12 protein-coding genes are annotated in these 16,886 nt (G+C 54.4%); 4 read left to right on the top strand and 8 right to left on the bottom strand.

Annotated features, from left to right (window positions below):
- Nucleotides 1-103 precede the first annotated feature (103 nt).
- Nucleotides 104-622 (top strand): mismatch-specific DNA-glycosylase, encoded by a 519-nt coding sequence (locus tag F556_RS0120445; protein WP_020618862.1) that lies wholly within the window; start codon nt 104-106, stop codon nt 620-622.
- Nucleotides 623-667: 45 nt separating this feature from the next.
- On the opposite strand, the gene F556_RS36470 is transcribed toward F556_RS0120445, so the two are convergent.
- The gene (locus tag F556_RS36470; RefSeq protein WP_020618861.1) at nt 668-1,411 is read right to left on the bottom strand and encodes an RNA polymerase sigma factor; all 744 of its coding nucleotides are present in this window, start codon (nt 1,409-1,411) and stop codon (nt 668-670) included.
- Nucleotides 1,412-1,551: 140 nt separating this feature from the next.
- On the opposite strand from F556_RS36470, the gene clpP reads away from it, so the two are divergent.
- A complete protein-coding gene (gene clpP, locus F556_RS0120435) occupies nt 1,552-2,136 on the top strand; it encodes an ATP-dependent Clp endopeptidase proteolytic subunit ClpP (RefSeq protein ID WP_020618860.1) in 585 nt (194 codons plus the stop codon).
- 513 nt (nt 2,137-2,649) lie between these two features.
- Here clpP and F556_RS37240 read toward each other — a convergent pair.
- Together F556_RS37240 and F556_RS0120420 are read right to left on the bottom strand one after the other, a co-directional pair.
- Nucleotides 2,650-6,213 carry an RCC1 domain-containing protein gene (locus F556_RS37240; protein ID WP_169447615.1) on the bottom strand — a complete coding sequence of 1,188 codons (3,564 nt, stop codon included), beginning with the start codon at nt 6,211-6,213 and terminating at the stop codon, nt 2,650-2,652.
- 249 nt (nt 6,214-6,462) lie between these two features.
- Entirely contained in the window at nt 6,463-8,526 is a 2,064-nt protein-coding gene (locus F556_RS0120420; RefSeq protein ID WP_020618858.1) for an alpha-glucuronidase family glycosyl hydrolase, read from the bottom strand.
- An 88-nt stretch (nt 8,527-8,614) separates the two neighbouring features.
- Here F556_RS0120420 and F556_RS0120415 point away from each other — a divergent pair, with 88 nt between their 5' ends.
- On the top strand, nt 8,615-9,406 hold the full coding sequence (locus F556_RS0120415) for an AraC family transcriptional regulator (protein ID WP_020618857.1): 792 nt from the start codon (nt 8,615-8,617) through the stop codon (nt 9,404-9,406).
- 12 nt (nt 9,407-9,418) lie between these two features.
- On the opposite strand, the gene F556_RS0120410 is transcribed toward F556_RS0120415, so the two are convergent.
- Nucleotides 9,419-10,216, bottom strand: coding sequence for a Nif3-like dinuclear metal center hexameric protein (locus F556_RS0120410; RefSeq protein ID WP_020618856.1), 798 nt, complete (start codon nt 10,214-10,216; stop codon nt 9,419-9,421).
- Between the two features lie 256 nt (nt 10,217-10,472).
- Between F556_RS0120410 and F556_RS34670 the strand changes: the two genes are divergently transcribed.
- A complete protein-coding gene (locus F556_RS34670; protein WP_020618855.1) occupies nt 10,473-11,303 on the top strand; it encodes a cupin domain-containing protein in 831 nt (276 codons plus the stop codon).
- 101 nt (nt 11,304-11,404) lie between these two features.
- On the opposite strand, the gene thrC is transcribed toward F556_RS34670, so the two are convergent.
- The 4 genes from thrC to F556_RS0120385 all read right to left on the bottom strand — a co-directional run bounded on the left by thrC (nt 11,405) and on the right by F556_RS0120385 (nt 16,665).
- Nucleotides 11,405-12,808: a threonine synthase gene (thrC, locus tag F556_RS0120400; protein WP_020618854.1), complete on the bottom strand. Its 1,404-nt coding sequence runs from the start codon at nt 12,806-12,808 to the stop codon at nt 11,405-11,407.
- A 655-nt stretch (nt 12,809-13,463) separates the two neighbouring features.
- Nucleotides 13,464-13,976 carry a hypothetical protein gene (locus F556_RS0120395; RefSeq protein ID WP_020618853.1) on the bottom strand — a complete coding sequence of 171 codons (513 nt, stop codon included), beginning with the start codon at nt 13,974-13,976 and terminating at the stop codon, nt 13,464-13,466.
- Between the two features lie 346 nt (nt 13,977-14,322).
- A complete protein-coding gene (gene lplA / locus F556_RS0120390) occupies nt 14,323-15,336 on the bottom strand; it encodes a lipoate--protein ligase (RefSeq protein ID WP_020618852.1) in 1,014 nt (337 codons plus the stop codon).
- Between the two features lie 84 nt (nt 15,337-15,420).
- The gene (locus F556_RS0120385; RefSeq protein ID WP_051108759.1) at nt 15,421-16,665 is read right to left on the bottom strand and encodes an AAA family ATPase; all 1,245 of its coding nucleotides are present in this window, start codon (nt 16,663-16,665) and stop codon (nt 15,421-15,423) included.
- Between the last annotated feature and the right edge of the window lie 221 nt (nt 16,666-16,886).

Here is a 16,886-nt window from a genome sequence, read left to right as displayed (position 1 = left end):
TTTGAACAAAATCAGGCAAGCCGTGGTTCTTGTAAACGTGATCTGTCCAACGGGTTAAGTTATACTAGAGCGTACAGTTCAGACAGAAACGGAGGGACAGCCGATGCAGACCAGCATACCAGACCATTTGTCCGATGACCTGAAGCTTTTGTTCGTGGGCTTCAACCCTAGCTTGAGATCCGGTGAGTCGGGTCATCATTACGCGAATCCACATAACCGCTTCTGGCGGATTATCCACGAGGCTGGCTTGACGGAGCGCCGCTACCGGGCGGATCAGGATGGCGAGCTGTTGAAGGATTACGGATACGGGTTTACGAACATCGTCGCGCGGCCGACGCGCACAGCAGCGGAGATTACACGAGAGGAATATCGGGAGGGGGCAGAGCTTCTCAAGAAGAAGCTGGAGCGCTGTCAGCCTAAGGTAGCCTGTTATGTGGGCAAGGGCGTCTACGAGCAGCTGACAGGTCAACGAAGCATCTCATGGGGCGTGCAAAAGAAACCTGTCGTCCCCGGCGTGACGGACTTCGTCGCCCCTTCCTCCAGCGGCCTCGTCCGCATGCCGATTGATGAGGTCATTGCCATCTACCGGCAGCTTCCGGGCCTGCTGGGAGAGAAGGAGTAATAGGCAGGTGGGCTAGCTGTTGGATTGAACAGCCGCACTCCGTCGTTAAGCGCTAAGGCGCAGCTCCATTGTGGACCAAACACTGTAACTGGTTGTGGCACTGACGAGAGAACCTGTGTGATGCGTCGATACGGCCTCGACCAAATAAACTTCGGACGCGCCAGTGGCGGCGAGACGCAGCAGTCGTTCGATATCCCCCTGCACATAGGCGTTGATCATTTCATCAATGACGGCAAGTGTCGCTTCCTCCAGTTGGGAACAAGCCGCTTCTTCCACCGCGACACCTGCCGACCTGGCGCAGCTCAAGGCACGCCTTGCCCGGTGAAGCAGAGACTTCACCGAGCCTTCTGTCGTTTCCATCCTATCCGCACATTCCATCGCAGAGTAACCCAGCACTTCTCGCATCAGCAGCACCTCGCGCTGCAGAGGTGACAAGTCCCGCAGCAGGACAGCAAAAGCCGCCGCCATCCGTTCACGCCCGCGATCCGCCCCTTCCTGACGTTGATCCTCCGCTTCTCTGTGCTCCTGCTGCAACAACTCCTTGTACTTTAAGGCACGCCGCAGGTGATCAATCCAGGCATTCTTGGCCATCCGCATGAGCAAAGCCTCTTCATTGGCATGCTCACCGCGACGCTCTCTTCGAAGCTCCGCCTTTAACAGAGTATCCTGTACGAGATCCTCCGCGTCCTGCGCGATGCGGGTCAGGGAAAGACAGTATCTGTACAGCTTTGTCCGCAAATCGGCAGGGGTGGTGCTAGAAGGTTCGGCAACCTCCCATTTCATCCGCATGCTTCCCCGCTCCTTTCTCTTCACCATTCTGCTTCTAGTATACAAACGAATGAGCCGGTCGAAAAGATACGCCTTCCTGCCGTATCTTTCAAGAGATTTCATTCGTTTACAGGTCGACACCACAAAACGGAGGCGATCTCATGAACACCATCCCTTATGTCGTTGAACAAAGCAGCCGCGGTGAGCGAACCTACGATATTTACTCACGTCTGCTCAAAGACCGCATTATCTTCGTAGGCTCAGCGATTGACGACACACTGGCGAACAGCGTCGTGGCGCAGTTGTTGTTTCTGCATGCCGAAGAGCCGAATAAAGACATCCATATGTATATTAACAGCCCGGGCGGGTCGACAACAGCTGGCTTCAGCATATTCGATACTATGCAATATATCAGCCCGCAGGTGAATACCATTTGTACCGGATTTGCCGCTTCCTTTGCCTCGCTCCTGCTGCTTGCCGGCACCAAGGGTAAACGCTACGCCCTGCCTAACAGCGAGATCATGATCCATCAGCCGCACGGTGGCGCCCAGGGCCAGGCTAGCGACATCGCGATTAGTGCCAGACGCATCCTCCAAGTTCGGGAAAAAATCGTCCACATCACAGCAGAGCGAACCGGCCAGCCGGCAGACCGCATTGAACGGGATATGGATCGCGACTTCTTCATGTCAGCCGAAGAGGCGGTTGCTTACGGCATCATCGACAAGGTCATTCCGACCCTGGTTTAGGTCGTTGGACGAGGCGGATCCACGTGCGAAGGGGCAATTAAATACCATTGTCAGGCTGTTAAAAAGTATGCTTACTGTCACAGATCGATCTTCCGATATATTCCAATTGCTGTTGTCCCCGGAGTCGATTTCGTGCCTCTTCAGCCTTTCTTCAACAGGCTGCATTGTGTACCTGATTGCCGCTCACGGGTTGCGCTGCGTTTCAAGTAACCTTTTACCTGTGGTTGGTGAGTTTCCCAGGTTGCGCTGCGTTTCAAGTAACCTTTTACCTGTGGTTAGTGCGTTTCCCAGGTTGCACCTCGTATCAAGTAACTTTTTACCTGTGGTTGGTGGGATTTCCCCATTGTTGTGCAATTCAAGTAACATTGTGCACCTAATTCAGCGGATTCCCGCACGATGGTGCAATTTAAGTAACATAGTGCACCTCGTTCGGTACGCTAAACCTACTCTGATGGCAGAACAAAAAAGCTGGAGCGAAAACAGGATGTTTTTGCTCCAACTTTTTCCTTTTCATTAACCTTGGTATAAATCCAACATTCTAAGAATGACTACGACAGCCTCTGCTCGTGTTGTCGTGGCGTCCGGAATAAAATAATTGTCCCCTCGCCCGTTGACCAGATTGTACGATGCAGCAGTCGCGATCATCGGTTTTGCCCAAGCTGGGATATCCAGATCATCAGCAAATGTCGTTTGTGCCGGAACTGCCGTGATAGGCAAATGGATTGCCCGACTAACCATAGCGGTCATTTCTGTTCGAGTCAAATGACGAGATGGATAAAATTTTCCATCAGGGTATCCTTGGACGATCCCACGTTCCATCATGCGTTCTATGTCTTCACGCGCCCATTCAGGCCATGTATCTCTTTCTGGCATGCGGGGAATCGTCAGGGATTCGTGTACTGGTCCAAGCGCTCGACTGAGCATGACCAAGAACTCAGCTCTTGTTATGATGCCACTCGGCTTGAAGGTATGGTCGGGATATCCCGACACGATCCCCATTCTCACAGCTCTAGCAATGTCTTCTTGTGCCCAATGTCCTGCGACATCTGTTAACAACAGAGGCTGTACGGGCATTTCTGGTGCCTCCCCTCCTGGCTCTTCATTATCTTCCGTTACAGGCTGCTCAGGCTGAGTCTCCCCTGGATTGTCTTCTGAATTGCTTCCGCCACCAGACCCGGGGCCTGGACTCCAGCCGGGAGGAGTCCCCGGGCCAGTACCTGGATCTGTACCGGGATCCGTTCCCGGGTCCGTGCCAGGGTCCGTTCCTGGATCTGTACCTGGATCCGTGCCCGGGTCCGTTCCTGGATCCGTACCTGGATCCGTGCCAGGGTCCGTACCTGGATCCGTGCCGGGATCCGTGCCCGGGTCCGTACCTGGATCCGTGCCCGGATCTGTACCTGGGTCCGTTCCTGGATCCGTACCTGGATCCGTACCGGGATCTGTTCCGGGATCCGTGCCCGGGTCCGTACCTGGATCCGTGCCCGGGTCCGTACCTGGATCCGTTCCCGGATCTGTACCTGGGTCCATTCCTGGATCCGTACCTGGATCCGTACCGGGATCTGTTCCGGGATCCGTGCCCGGGTCCGTACCTGGATCCGTTCCCGGGTCCGTGCCAGGATCCGTTCCTGGATCTGTACCTGGATCCGTTCCTGGATCTGTACCTGGATCCGTCCCCGGGTCCGTGCCAGGCCGTGCTGCAATGGTGAGTAGGACGGTCGCTTGGTAGGCGCCGAATGTCGCCACCAGTGTGGTCTCACCCTCTTGTTCACCCGTTACTGTACCATCGGGTTGGATTGAAGCGAGTTCCGGATTTGAAACTTCGAATGTCGTTTGGAGCGTGACGTCTAGCTCAACCTCATCCCAATAACGGGCTAGAACATGCGGCTGAACGCTTTCCCCAACAACAACTTCGTAACTCTCCTCCGTGAATAATAATTGTTCCACAAGCGGAACAAACTCCACTTCCACAGTCTCTCCCATCTGCTGCTCGTCCAGGAAGGCCTGAACCACGGCTTGGCCTGGCGTGAGGGAAGACAGAGAAGCAGTATAGACGCCGAAGGCCGATTCGGTCACGGCACCGATGTTGCCCAAGCTGGTGGTGAGCAGCAAGTCGCCCCCGCTTTGTGTTAGCGTGTTGCCGAACCGATCATACATCTGCAATTCAAGTGTGGCCAGATGCTCTTCATCAGCAGGCAGGAACTGCCGGTTGGAGGTGAACACCGAGCGCGCAGGATCTGGATCATCCGATATAAACACGACACTCGTCTCCAGCTCCAAGGGTTCCTCGTCTACCAACACTTCGAAGATGGCTGTCCCTGTCTCTGTGGAATGCAGCTGCGCTTCATACACACCGGGCGTTAGCTTGGTGATAGGTCCAACCGTTCCCAACGACGTGGTAATCGATATTCGCGCCGCGTCGATATCGATGAGGTTGCCCCATGCATCGCCAAGCTCCAGTTGGATCAGGGCTCCCTCCGTTTCGTGAACCGTCACTTGCTCCTGCCCCGCATGAAGCGAGGAGCCCGTCCGGCTTGGCGCACCCGCGGTAATCTCCATGGACAAGCTGAAGGGCGACGCCACACCATTAACCGCAGCCGAGATTACTGCGGATCCCGTTTGTTCTGCACGGAAGGTCGCGGTGTAGATTCCGTCCCCAGCATACTCAGGAATCCCCAATGTCCCGCTAGTCGTCGTAAACACGACGTCATCAGTAGCGACTGGGAATTGTTTCCCCTCGTTGTCTGCCAGTTGAAAAGACACTTCGGTCTCCTCACCCGCTGTTACAGAGCGGGGTGAATCCCCCGTCCAATTGGATTGACTTCGAGCGCTGAGCGTAATGTGCGTGAAGAGTTGTACGACTCCCTGCGGTCCTTCCGGCCTGTTTCCACCCAGGACGTAATCACTGTTCTTCCCTACGCTCCATACGGAGCCATCTGCCCGCAAGATACTGGTTTGCGTGCTTCCACCTACTGCCGATTGGACATCGGTAAGCGGACCATTTTCGGTTTCCATCACCTTGCTGGCGAATCCGTTCTCTGTCCTGTCCGTCCGATAGCCTAATTGTTGATCATTATTTGATCCCCAAGTCCACAAGGAGCCATCTTCAGCTACGGCTGTGACGTGAGCTCTGCCAGCATGAACACGAGCGACGTTGCCCAGTGGAACACCATCCTGATCTCTGACCACAACCGCCCGGATTGAAAAATGGTTTGTTCCTGTCCCCAGCTGATACGTGCTATTGTCTCCCCATGCCCGCATTGTACCGTCTGTTCGGAGGGCAAATGACGAATACCCATTGGCGGAAATTTGTTTAATTTCACTTAAGGGATCTTGTCCATTCGTATCTCGGACGGCCACAGGATAAGTCCGGGAGGTCTGTGTGCCATCACCCAGCTGACCGTTGCTGTTCATCCCCCATCCGGTCACGTGACCATCATTGGACAGCGCAAGCGAATGAAATTGACCGGCCGCGACAGCCTGAATATTTTGCAATTCTACACCTGGCGCCGCTCTGACTTTGCTTGGACGACCAATCGTAAACGTACCGCTGCCATCACCGACCTCCCCATACATATTCAGTCCCCAACCCCATACTTGTCCTTCCTCATCAAGGGCCAGGGAATGGGAATCGCCAGCAGATATTTGCTTAATTTTTCTTTGGTCGAAACCTTCGATCTCCATGGCGAGATTCGCTCTACCGCTGCGGCCTAGCTGTCCCATGTTATTCGTTCCCCAGGAATAAACGATGCCGTCTTCACTTAGGGCTAGACCGTGCTGCGACCCTAAGGATATCGCCACAATTCCTTGCAATGGCTGTCCCTCAACATGCATAACGATTGACGCATAATTTCGATTGCCCGTGGACCCGACACCCAGTTGGCCTGCTGTATTCCTTCCCCACGATCGGACGGTTCCATCACTCATCAATGCCAACATGGCATTGCCGCCAGCAGCAATTTCCTGCACCACCAGGGGTTCGTGACCTTCTTCAGCTGCTGTCGCTGTCGGTGTGAGATGCGGAAACAAACCGCTCCACAAAAGCACTAGTACCAATGCACATCTAATCAATGTTCTCACATGCTTTCCTCCATTTTCTTTCTCTCCACGACATCTCCAACAAGCTGGCATACCGGCGTCTCTTGTTTCTATGTACCATTCCCTTCCCTCCGTCCTGCCGATTGACATCTCGGGCTCCCTTTCTGCCAACTCCATGTATCGTATCCGAACCAGTTTAAGAGTAGATTAAGAGTTCTGAAAAAGAAGGCTGCAATGACAAATAAGGACAAGCCTTATCCGGCCTGCCCTGCTTTGGTATGGAGTTAGAGCTTAAAAAATCGTTCTTCCTTGCTCATCGGCGATACCCGATTTGCGGGTAAAGTACGTGTTAATCTGGTCCCGCCACTCGCAGGCATGCTTCGCTTGATGAGCCAGACGTTCGCGAACGCCTGCATGCAAGCCTGGCTCCATTCGGTCGCGCAGCGAATCCCATTGCTCCAGCAATCCGGCTGCCTTCTCAGCGCCTTCGAAGTGTGTATCATAGATATGCTGAATCACGGTCTTGCCCGAGTGAAGCTTGTGCCTATAAGGGACATGATGGAAGAACAAGAGCAATTCGTCGGGACAGGTCTCCACAGCGCTGTATGTCTTGGACCACGGTTCGTGGTACTGAGCAACGTAGCCCGTACCGCTCTCCACCGTACGGTCGACACCGATACCATGACAATCTGCAAAATGATACGTGCCCCACTTGGCATACTCGTAGCCATCCACATTGGGCCCATAGTGATGGTTAGGGTTCACCATCCAACCAACACCCAGTGGTGCAGTATACGATTCATAGATATCCGGGGACGCCAACAGCATATCCGTGATAACCCGCTCCACCTCTGCATCGGCGCCAAATGTCATGCGAATCCAATGGGAGGCAATCTCCTCCGCAGCCGTCGCCGGGTTCCAGGTCAGCCGCCCATAGCCATATAGGTTGGCCTGAGCCAAACCATGCCCCGTCCAGTTCGCATCATCGCCGATGCTGGTGACGGCAGCAATACCGCCAAGCAGTTGGCCGAACAAGCGGCCGCTGGCAGCCTCGGCAACAGTTGAACCCGTGCCGCGGGCATGCGTATCAAAGTCGAGAATCGTCTTCCACTGCGGAACCAGATAAAACAGGTGGCGCTGCTGTCCCGTGTATTCCTGCGTTATCTGCAGCTCCAATAAGTGCTGCGTCTGCTCCAGCCCGCCAAACAGAGGAGACACCGGTTCACGCACCTGGAAGTCCATCGGACCATTCTTGATCTGCAGCAGCACATTATTTCGGAACTTCCCATCTAGCGGCATAAAGTGGTCGTACGCTGCCCGGGCACGATCTGTCGTGCGGTCCCGCCAGTCCTGCAGGCAGTTGTAGACAAAGCATCGCCAGATGACTTGGCCTCCGTAGGGGGCTATGGCATCTGCGAGCATGTTGGCACCATCGGCATGATCACGCCCGTACGTGAATGGACCCGGACGGAACTCGGAGTCCGCCTTGACGAGAAAACCACCAAAATCCGGAATATGCCGGTAAATTTCCTCACAACGCCGCCCCCACCAGGCCTTCACGTCTGGATCGAGGGGATCGGCTGTATCGAGTTCCCCAAGTTCAATCGGGGCGGCGTAGTTGATGCTCAAGTACAACTGGATGCCATAGGCCCGAAATTGCTCTGCGACCTGAGCGACGTCCTGGAGGTAACGCTCGGTAATCAGCTGAGTCTCAATGCGATGCACATTCACATTATTAATGGTTGCGGCGTTAAGTCCGACCGAGGCTAGCAGCCGAGCGTAATCCTTCAGCCTCCGTGAGTCGCCCCGAAAGTTGTAATCGTTGAAGAAAATGCTGCGCCCGGCATAGCCACGCTCAATGGAGCCGTCCATATTGTCCCAGTGATTAATCATGCGCAGTTTATTGAGCGGTCGTTCCGTAATCTGCAGTTGCGAAATAGACTCCCCCGTCTGAATCAGACGCAACAAATGAAACACCGCATACAGAACACCTTTGTCTTGTTCTGCGGACACAACGATGGCACGATCCACTGTGCGAATCTCGTATCCTTCGTCTCCCAATTCCTCCTTGGTTGTGCCCTCCAGAACGGACTGCTTCAGCGCATCTCGCGTACCTGCTACAATACCTTGGATTCCCTCACCGGAGAGTGATTCCCGACGGACCGGCTCCAAGCCAAGCAGGCTCGCCAAGGCCGTCGTTAACTCTTCTGCAGCCGACTGCAGGATGGGGGAGTCGCCCAGTACCGTAATGGAGGAGCCGTAGTTGGCATAAGCTGCGCGCAGCTGTTCATCTTCAATTCGACTGTAATTCAACCAGCCATGATAGCCAGGCTGTTCATAAATCGATGTAGTCATGTACTTCTTCTCCGCCTCTCGTCTGGTATAATAAACATATTCGTCTAATTGTGCTTTTACAGATCCAAGAGCAAAGGGGGGACGTAGAATGGACTTGACCCGCTATGCCAGCATGGACCCCGAAGTCTTCCTGTTCGTTGACCGCCGCTGCTATCCCGACTGGGAGATTATTAGACAGCGAATCGGTTTTCATGACCTGACCTTTGTCGTTTCCGGCCAAGCCGACTATTATGTGGATGAGCGGTTGGTTTCCGTCGAAGCTGGCGACCTGCTCTACATTCCTCCCCACAGTGTCCGGGAAGCGACGACCCGCTCCGATAATCCCATGCATTCTTATGCCTTTAACTTTTATCTCCATCCTGTAGCCGTGCCGACCCTGCCGCTGTCGACCGTAACCAAGGGCTGCCAGTCACCGGAGATGATACGTTTGTTAAAAGAATTCACGCAGGTCTGGATGACCAAGCAGCAGGGCTACGAGCTGCAGGCCAAAGGATTATTCCTGCTGATTGTTCACCGATTGCTGCTGCTGGCGGCACGGCTCGGACCAGGACGCCAGACCGATGAACGGATGGCAATGGCAAGAGCGTATATCACCGACCACTATGCCGAGCCCCTGCGCTTGGAAACCATAGCGGAGTTAACTGGGCTCCACCCGGTTTATTTTGGCAAGCGCTTCAAGCAGGATACTGGTTCAACCTTCAAGCAATTCGTCAACATGATCCGGGTGAATCACGCCGAAATGATGCTTGCTGCTGGAGGTTTTCGTGTCGCTGAGGTCGCTGAGCGCTGCGGGTTCCAGGATATCAGCTACTTCAGCAACGTCTTCCGCTCCGTCAAAGGATATTCCCCCTCGGTGGCCCGGAGGATTCCTCTCGATTGAGTCACCGCTCTTCTAAATCACGGAGAGCGGTGCCGGGCCGGCGATATAATGAATCTGTACATCCGGGACGAGTGACTGCAACTCCTCCGCCAGATAACGCATACCCGGCTCCTCACTCACCGCATGGCCGACCATCAGCAGTCCCCGGCCTCCCCCTTGATGGCAGGCATCCGTCATGTACTCCGGCAATTCCCATTCCGGCCCCTCCCCGGCAATCAAGGTATCGACGCCATGCTCCTGGAGCAGCGGCAGCGCCTGTTCCATGTTGCCCCGGTAGCCTGCCAGCAGACCAATTCGTCTGCTAATCATAGCCGGATCGCCACCCAATCGAATAAACGGTGCAGCCAGCCGGAACTTCAACTCCTTGGCAAGCGTCGCAAGCGGGACAGGCGGAATCGTTGCAACCGCCGCTGTGGGCAGATACGTATCGATCCGGTCATCCCAGCCAAGTGTATGAACCAAGCCCTGCATGATGCCATCTGGTACTCTGCGGTGCCATCCATCGTGATTGCGCCAGATCGACAGACCTTGCGAGGTGATCCACTCTTTTTTCTGACGATACACACTATCTTGAGACAGCCAATCCTCGCCAGCGTGATGTCGATAATAGACGCCTTCATGGGCGATAATCAGATTGGCGCCGGATGCCACAGTCGCCTCCAATACTGGCAGGGTTGCGGAGAAGACGACAGCCACACCAGTGAGGATAGATTCGGGGTCTCCACAGACCAATCCGTCCACACCACTGGAGTCGGCGGTCCCTGATAACGCTTCCACAACTTGCAAAAAATCTCCTACCGTTCGTCCCATAGTCCGCCTCCTCAGCGCTATTTTTTGTTCCTATCCCTCCGCCGTTTACCACGCCCACATTATATCCCGACTCCTCGTCTGCGCTCCAGAGAGAAAGACAAGATTATTTGTAAAAAGTAAACTTTTTATGGCTACTCACGATCAGGTATGCCTTCATACAAAAGAAAATCGTGCAGGCACCAACCCATAGGCATTGGCATAGCTTAAAGCATATCGGCTAGCCCCATTAAGCCTAAATGAAGGGACGGATTCTCGCATGGCAGTCTCCTATATGGACTTCACGGCACCGACGGTGCAATTCGCTTATGATTTGAATCAGAATGTCATCTTTAAAAAGGATCCCCGCAATTATATTACTGCGCTGACCATCAATCAGCTCAATACGCTGGGGAATGTGTCACTACTGGATATCTACCTTAGTAAAGACAACCTGGTCGAGCCCCATTACCATCAGAATGCGTCGGAGCTCGTCTATTGCGTCGCAGGCGCGGCCGTCATTTCCATTATCAACCCGTTCACCAACAAGCTGTTACATTTCCCAATCAAGCCAGGTCAGGTCGCCAACGTTCCTCAGGGCTGGTGGCATTATGACGCTGCGACAGAAGATAACACGCATCTGCTAGCTATCTTCGATGCGCCGATTCCAGATGTCATCTATGGTTCAGACATTCTCCGTCTGACCCCGCCAGAGGTGCTCGCTTACTCGTACTGCCTGGATCAGGAAGCGGTCAAGGAGACCCTGGCACCGCTCAAAGAAACGGTCGTGATCTCTCCGCCAAAGGACTGCCAGACCTCTAAGGTTCAAGGCACCAGTACGGCAGCGACTCCAACCATCAAGTATGGTCAAATTCAGGGCGGGCAAGGAGCAGCCGCTCCTGGAGCTTACGGCCCTGGCTCCATGGCACCGGGCACCTACGGATCAGTCGGCTCCTACGGCTATGCCGGCATTCGAGACTCTGGTGCCAGGCAGCCCGAGTACCCTGCGCCTTCTGCACAGCCTACTTATCAGTCCTATGCCCATCCCTATGCTCATATGAGTCCGCATCACCCGTCCTGTCAGCAGTACGGACCACGGCCCCAATTCTAGAGCGGATTCCAGCATTCGCATTGAAATCATGACAAAGCAGATACGCAAAACCGCCGTAGGAGCATCTCCCACGGCGGTTGTTTTGTTTTGTGATAGTTAAATTATAACTTAAAGAAATGCTCCAGCTCGCGAACGATCTCTTCCTTCTGCTGCTCAATGACCGTCTGATGTTGCTCCTTGGTGAACAGCGTTTGAATCTCGGCTGGCAGCTCTTGCTGAATATCGACGAGACGAATCGCTTCATCGAACTTGGCCGGGTGCGCCGTTGCAAACGAAATGGACACACGGTGATCTCCCGAATCCGATGCAAAACGCTCGGTTGCAGAAATCCCGCAAGCCGTGTGCGGATCGAGCAAATAGTTATGGTTCTGGTTGTAGCCTTCAATCGTGGACAAGCAGCTCGCATTATCGATACCATAGGCTGCAAAGTCACGCTGTACCTGCTCTAGCAGCTCGCCGTCCAGCTTGATGGAACCCGTCTCCTGGAAGCCCTTCATGGCCTCCGAGACAGCTGCTGTGTCTTCGCCAAGCAGATAATACAGGTACCGTTCGAAGTTGCTCGCTACCTGAATATCCATCGATGGACTGTGCGTGCTCTTGAACTCCCCGGACTGGTAGAGTCCTGTCCGTACGAATGTCTCCAGAATGTTGTTCTCGTTGGTGGCGATAATCAGTTTGCCCACCGGCAAACCCATGCGCTTGGCAAGGTAGCCGGAGAAGATGTTGCCGAAGTTGCCGGATGGCACGCTGAAGTTAACCTCCGCGCCGTCCAGTTGATCCTGCAAACGCAGATAAGCATAGAAATAATAGACCGCCTGCGACAAAATCCGAACAAAGTTGATCGAGTTAATCGCACGGAGGTGATATTTGCTCTTGAAAGGCAGATCTGCGAACAATTCCTTGATGACGCGCTGGCAGTCGTCGAAATTGCCTTTGACCGACAGATTGAGCACATTGCGGTCATCGACAGTCGTCATCTGACGCTCCTGAACGATACTGACCTTCTGGTGCGGATGCAGGATGCAGATCCGGATGCCTTCTTTGCCACGTACGCCCTCAATCGCCGCTGCTCCGGTATCGCCGGAGGTGGCCCCCAGGATGTGAATGGTCTCCCCATGCTTCTGCGCGACATACGAATACAACTCGCCCATGAACTGCAGCGCCACGTCCTTGAATGCGAAGGTCGGCCCGTGGAACAGCTCCAGCACATATAGCTTGTCATCTACACGCTTAAGCGGCGCCACCTCTGGATGACGGAACCGTCCATAGGCGCGCGAAGCCATCTCCCGCAGATCCTCAAGCGGAATCTCATCATTCGTATAGTAGGCGAAGATCGCCAGGAAAAGCTCTTCGTAGCTCAATTTGCTCCATTGCTGCAGCGTGGCTGCGTCAATCACCGGAATCTCCTCCGGAATAAGCAGTCCGCCGTCATCGGCCAATCCCATCAGCAGCGCTTCAACGAAGCCCTTGCCGGATACCTGGCCTCTTGTACTTCTGTATTTCATCCCTATTCACTCCATACCCATAGTCATCGCCAGCCTGACCGGTCAGCGATCTTATCTTATTGTTATTCTACATGTAATCGTCCGCTTCGCCAAGTCAAGATTGCCATTAGATGCCCGAAGCGGGCTAGAGGGGGACCAGAGTGAGGTTAGAGGTGTGATCGGTGGGTGATGGGAATGAGGCAACAGTAGGGCACGAGGTGTACTCATTGTGCCATGAGTGCGAGGCAGAGGTGTGATCGGTGGGCGATCGGATTGCGACAAGAGTGGGACACGAGGTGTAATCATTGTCCGATAAGTGTGAGGCAGAGGTGTGATCGGTGGGTGATCGGATTGCTACAACGACGGGATCAGTGCGTGACCAGCGCGGGACGGAGTTGGGCGGAGCACAAACAGCGCGCATACAGTGTGAGACGAGATCGCAACCAGCGCGGGCTGAAGTTGGGGTAGGCAGAGTTGGCTGGAGCGCGACCAGTTCATATTCTGCGCTACACACCAGTTAGTTGATACGCAGCCTTGCCCGATACAGTAGCCAAGCAGCGGATGCACACCCTTGCAAAGGTAATAAGGTGCGCTACAGTATCCAATCACCGCACCTCAGCCATCTCTAAGGCAAGTTTCTTTCGTTGGAGCAACGCCTGTAGCGACGCAGCCGCCTCTAAGGCCATTTCTTTCGCTGGAGCACCGCCTGTAGCACCGCAATCGCCTCTAAGGCAAGTTTCTTTCGTTGGAGCAACGCCTGTAGCTCCGCAGTCTCCTCTAAGGCAAGTTTCTTTCGTTGGAGCAACGCCTGTAGCACCGCGAACGCCTCTAAGGCAAGTTTCTTTCGTTGGAGCAACGCCTGTAGCACCGCAATCGCCTCTAAGGCAAGTTTCTTTCGTTGGAGCAACGCCTGTGGCGCCGCAGCCGCCTCTAAGGCAAGTTTCTTTCGTTGGAGCAACGCCTGTAGCGCCGCAGCCGCCTCTAAGGCAAGTTTCTTTCGTTGGAGTGCTGCCTGTAGCGCCGCAGTCTCCTCTAAGGCAAGTTTCTTTCGTTGGAGCAACGCCTGTAGCACCGCGAACGCCTCTAAGGCAAGTTTCTTTCGTTGGAGCAACGCCTGTAGCACCGCAATCGCCTCTAAGGCAAGTTTCTTTCGTTGGAGCAACGCCTGTAGCGCGGCAGCTACCTCCAAGTAAACTTTCTGTACTTACAGCCAACGCCGATGCCGTCTCAGCTTCCTCCAAGTAAACTTTCTAGACTTACAACCATCGCCGATGCCGCCGCAGCTACCTCCAAGTAAACTTTCTAGACTTACAACCATCGCCAATGCCGTCTCAGCTTCCTCTAAGTAAACTTTCTGTACTTACAGCCATCGCCGATGCCGCCCCAGCCACCTCCGCGGTTGCGCAGCCACTACACTAGGTAGTGGAGGTCCAGCATTACGAGCTCTGTTTGGTTAGCCGCCGTGAGTGCGCTGAGATAAAGCAAAAGCCTTCAGTTTCGCTAAATAGCGAACCAAAGGCTCAAGTGTGTGTTCGTTAGGCCTGTCCATCGCGAAGCATCAGCAAGCCGATGAACTGATCCTGGGTGATTGCCCCGAAGTAGCGGCTCAGATCGATGTCCGCCAATGACTCTCGCAGCGCTTGCTCCTCATAGCGGACGCCCTTGAGATGCGTTTCTAGCTCCGTCACATCATGCGCGCCGAAGTAATCGCCAAACAGCCGGATCTCCGTCAGCAGGCCTTCCTCCACCTGCAGCCGGACATCGATGATCCCGGAAGGAAACTTGACCGCATGGGCAATGTTACTCTTCGGTGATCGCCCATAGTTCCAGTCCCAGCTCCGGTAACGCTCGTCCGCCAACTGGTGAACCTCTGCCCACTGCGCCTCGCTGAGCGGATAGACCGGCACATCCTCTGGCGCACACTGGAACAATTCCGACAACAAACGCCGCTTGAACGCTTCGATCGTCATGGGCTCCTGCAGGAACTCGCTAATATTGGCCACTCTGGAGCGGATCGACTTGGTTCCCTTGGACTCGATCTTCATCGGTTTGACCTTGAGCGCGGAGACAATCTGCTCCATGTCCGAATCAAAAAGCAGCGTACCGTGCGTGTACATTCTACCCTTGGAGACGTATTGGGCATTGCCGGAAATTTTACGCTCGCCGACCTGGATGTCGTTGCGCCCGGTCATGGCTGCTTCTACCCCAAGCTTGCCTAATGCCTCGATGACCGGCTGAACGAACTTGGCGAAGTTATGGAACGACTTGCCGTCATCAGCCGTCAGGATGCTGTAATTCAGGTTACCCAGATCATGATAGACCGCACCGCCCCCGGAGAGACGACGCACCACGTGAATCCCTTTGGCCTCGACATGCTCGGCGTGAATCTCTTCGATCGTGTTCTGATTTTTCCCGATAATGATGGATGGCTCGTTAATATAGAACAGCAGATAGCCGCCGTCCTCCATCGGCAGATGGCGCAGCGCGTATTCCTCCAATGCCAGGTTGACTGCCGGGTCATGGCACTCTTGATTATCGATGAACAGCATGGCTTCAACTCCCCGCTTCCGATTCAGTTTCGCATGAACTCTTTGTCCCCAGTATACCCCACCCGGAAGATGCCAAGCAAAACCTTACAGAAAGCCCATCTGGCTGTTGCCTCGCTTCATCCATTCGTGCCGGCGGCCCTTCTCGAGTTCCCCGCGCATGCCACGTACCAGCAGTTCGACATCGATCTCTCCGCGCTCGTGCCACTCCAAGGCGGCCGTGACATACAGCTCGCCCAGCTGCGTCAGAGAGAAACCGTCGGTCAAGCCCGCAGCCGTGACCATTCCGCTTTCGCCAGCGAATATGTCGAACTTGCGGATCTGCAAATAGTTCAAACGCAAAGCCTCGTCCGGCATTTTCACCTCATACGCGCGGTCGAATCGTCCCGCCCGGTTCATCAGCCCCGGATCGATTTTCTCGGGATAATTGGTTGTCCCAATCAGGAAGATGCCTTCCTTGGAGGTCGCTCCATCGAGCGTGTTTAGAAATACCGAGCGCACCTCCTGAGGCATCGAATCGATGTCTTCAATGACCAGCACCATCGGTGTCAGCCGGGCTGCGGCATCAAACACTTCGGAGATCGACTCGCTGTTGGTATACTCCGTAATTTGCCAGTAGGCTACTGGTCCGGGCACGCTCCCTGCAATGGCTTTGACCAGCGTCGTTTTGCCGTTGCCCGGATGACCGTACAGCAGAATGCCCCGTTTGTAAGGGATCTGATACCGTTCGAAAAAGGTGCGATCCGCGTCAAAAAATTGATCCAATGATCGAAAGATCTCTTTTTTGATACTGGCGTCCATCACGACATCTTCACGGCCTGCCGTACGTGCAATCGGCTCGTCCTCCCGGCGAATCCCCTCCCGGGTATCCGTAAATACGGTGACCCGGTTCATCTTCTGCTGCCGCTCGCGCAGGCGCACATTGCCGAGAAATGCCTGGAGCTCCTGGTCTCCGACGGCAAACACGTAGTCCTGATAACCCATCCCATGCGGGCCGAACCACGGGCTGCGCGCCAGTGCCACGCCCATCTTGGGATAGGCAAACACATTGTTCAGAATGGATAAATGCACCTTGTACTCGGGCTCTGGCTTCTCGTCATCGTAGGCGAAGGTCCGCTCCTCCAGCCTGTCGAAAATTTTGGCCACTTGCTCGACATCCGGACTTTCGTTCTTCACATCCTCCTCGAGCAGCTTCCAGTACTGGTTATGGGCATCATCGCTGGCATACAGCTCATAAGTGACGCCATAGCGCTCTCGAAGCGCTTGCCGAATCCCGTCAATAATGCGGGCGTATTCGCCATAACGTTCAATTTCCTTGTCCTCGGCTCCCATGTACGTGTAGATGGGTGGGTGGGCCGTTTTGTTTGTATTCACGTCTGTTTCTCCTCCTTGCTTGCGCTCCCGAACAGCAAAACCGTAATTTTTGCTATCTTAAATCTCCCCGTAGCTGATTGTCAATGGCCGTCCTACCGATAAATATTTTTAGAACGCCGCAAAATCTAGAAACTTTTGGCATCGATCCCGCGTCAAAGTAGTATTCCAAAGAAAATCAT

The organism is Paenibacillus daejeonensis DSM 15491 (assembly GCF_000378385.1).
GTDB classification, from domain to species: domain Bacteria; phylum Bacillota; class Bacilli; order Paenibacillales; family Paenibacillaceae; genus Paenibacillus_D; species Paenibacillus_D daejeonensis.
Note: the sequence above shows the minus strand (reverse complement) of the source record. Positions and strands in the feature narration are given on the sequence as shown.

Bases quoted from the DNA above. Each gene is read 5' to 3' on its own strand.
- F556_RS0120445 (WP_020618862.1), top strand. From the start codon at position 104: ATGCAGACCAGCATACCAGACCATTTGTCCGATGACCTGAAGCTTTTG.
- F556_RS36470 (WP_020618861.1), bottom strand. From the start codon at position 1,411: ATGCGGATGAAATGGGAGGTTGCCGAACCTTCTAGCACCACCCCTGCC.
- clpP (WP_020618860.1), top strand. From the start codon at position 1,552: ATGAACACCATCCCTTATGTCGTTGAACAAAGCAGCCGCGGTGAGCGA.
- F556_RS0120420 (WP_020618858.1), bottom strand. From the start codon at position 8,526: ATGACTACATCGATTTATGAACAGCCTGGCTATCATGGCTGGTTGAAT.
- F556_RS0120415 (WP_020618857.1), top strand. From the start codon at position 8,615: ATGGACTTGACCCGCTATGCCAGCATGGACCCCGAAGTCTTCCTGTTC.
- F556_RS0120410 (WP_020618856.1), bottom strand. From the start codon at position 10,216: ATGGGACGAACGGTAGGAGATTTTTTGCAAGTTGTGGAAGCGTTATCA.
- F556_RS34670 (WP_020618855.1), top strand. From the start codon at position 10,473: ATGGCAGTCTCCTATATGGACTTCACGGCACCGACGGTGCAATTCGCT.
- thrC (WP_020618854.1), bottom strand. From the start codon at position 12,808: ATGAAATACAGAAGTACAAGAGGCCAGGTATCCGGCAAGGGCTTCGTT.
- lplA (WP_020618852.1), bottom strand. From the start codon at position 15,336: ATGCTGTTCATCGATAATCAAGAGTGCCATGACCCGGCAGTCAACCTG.
- F556_RS0120385 (WP_051108759.1), bottom strand. From the start codon at position 16,665: ATGGGAGCCGAGGACAAGGAAATTGAACGTTATGGCGAATACGCCCGC.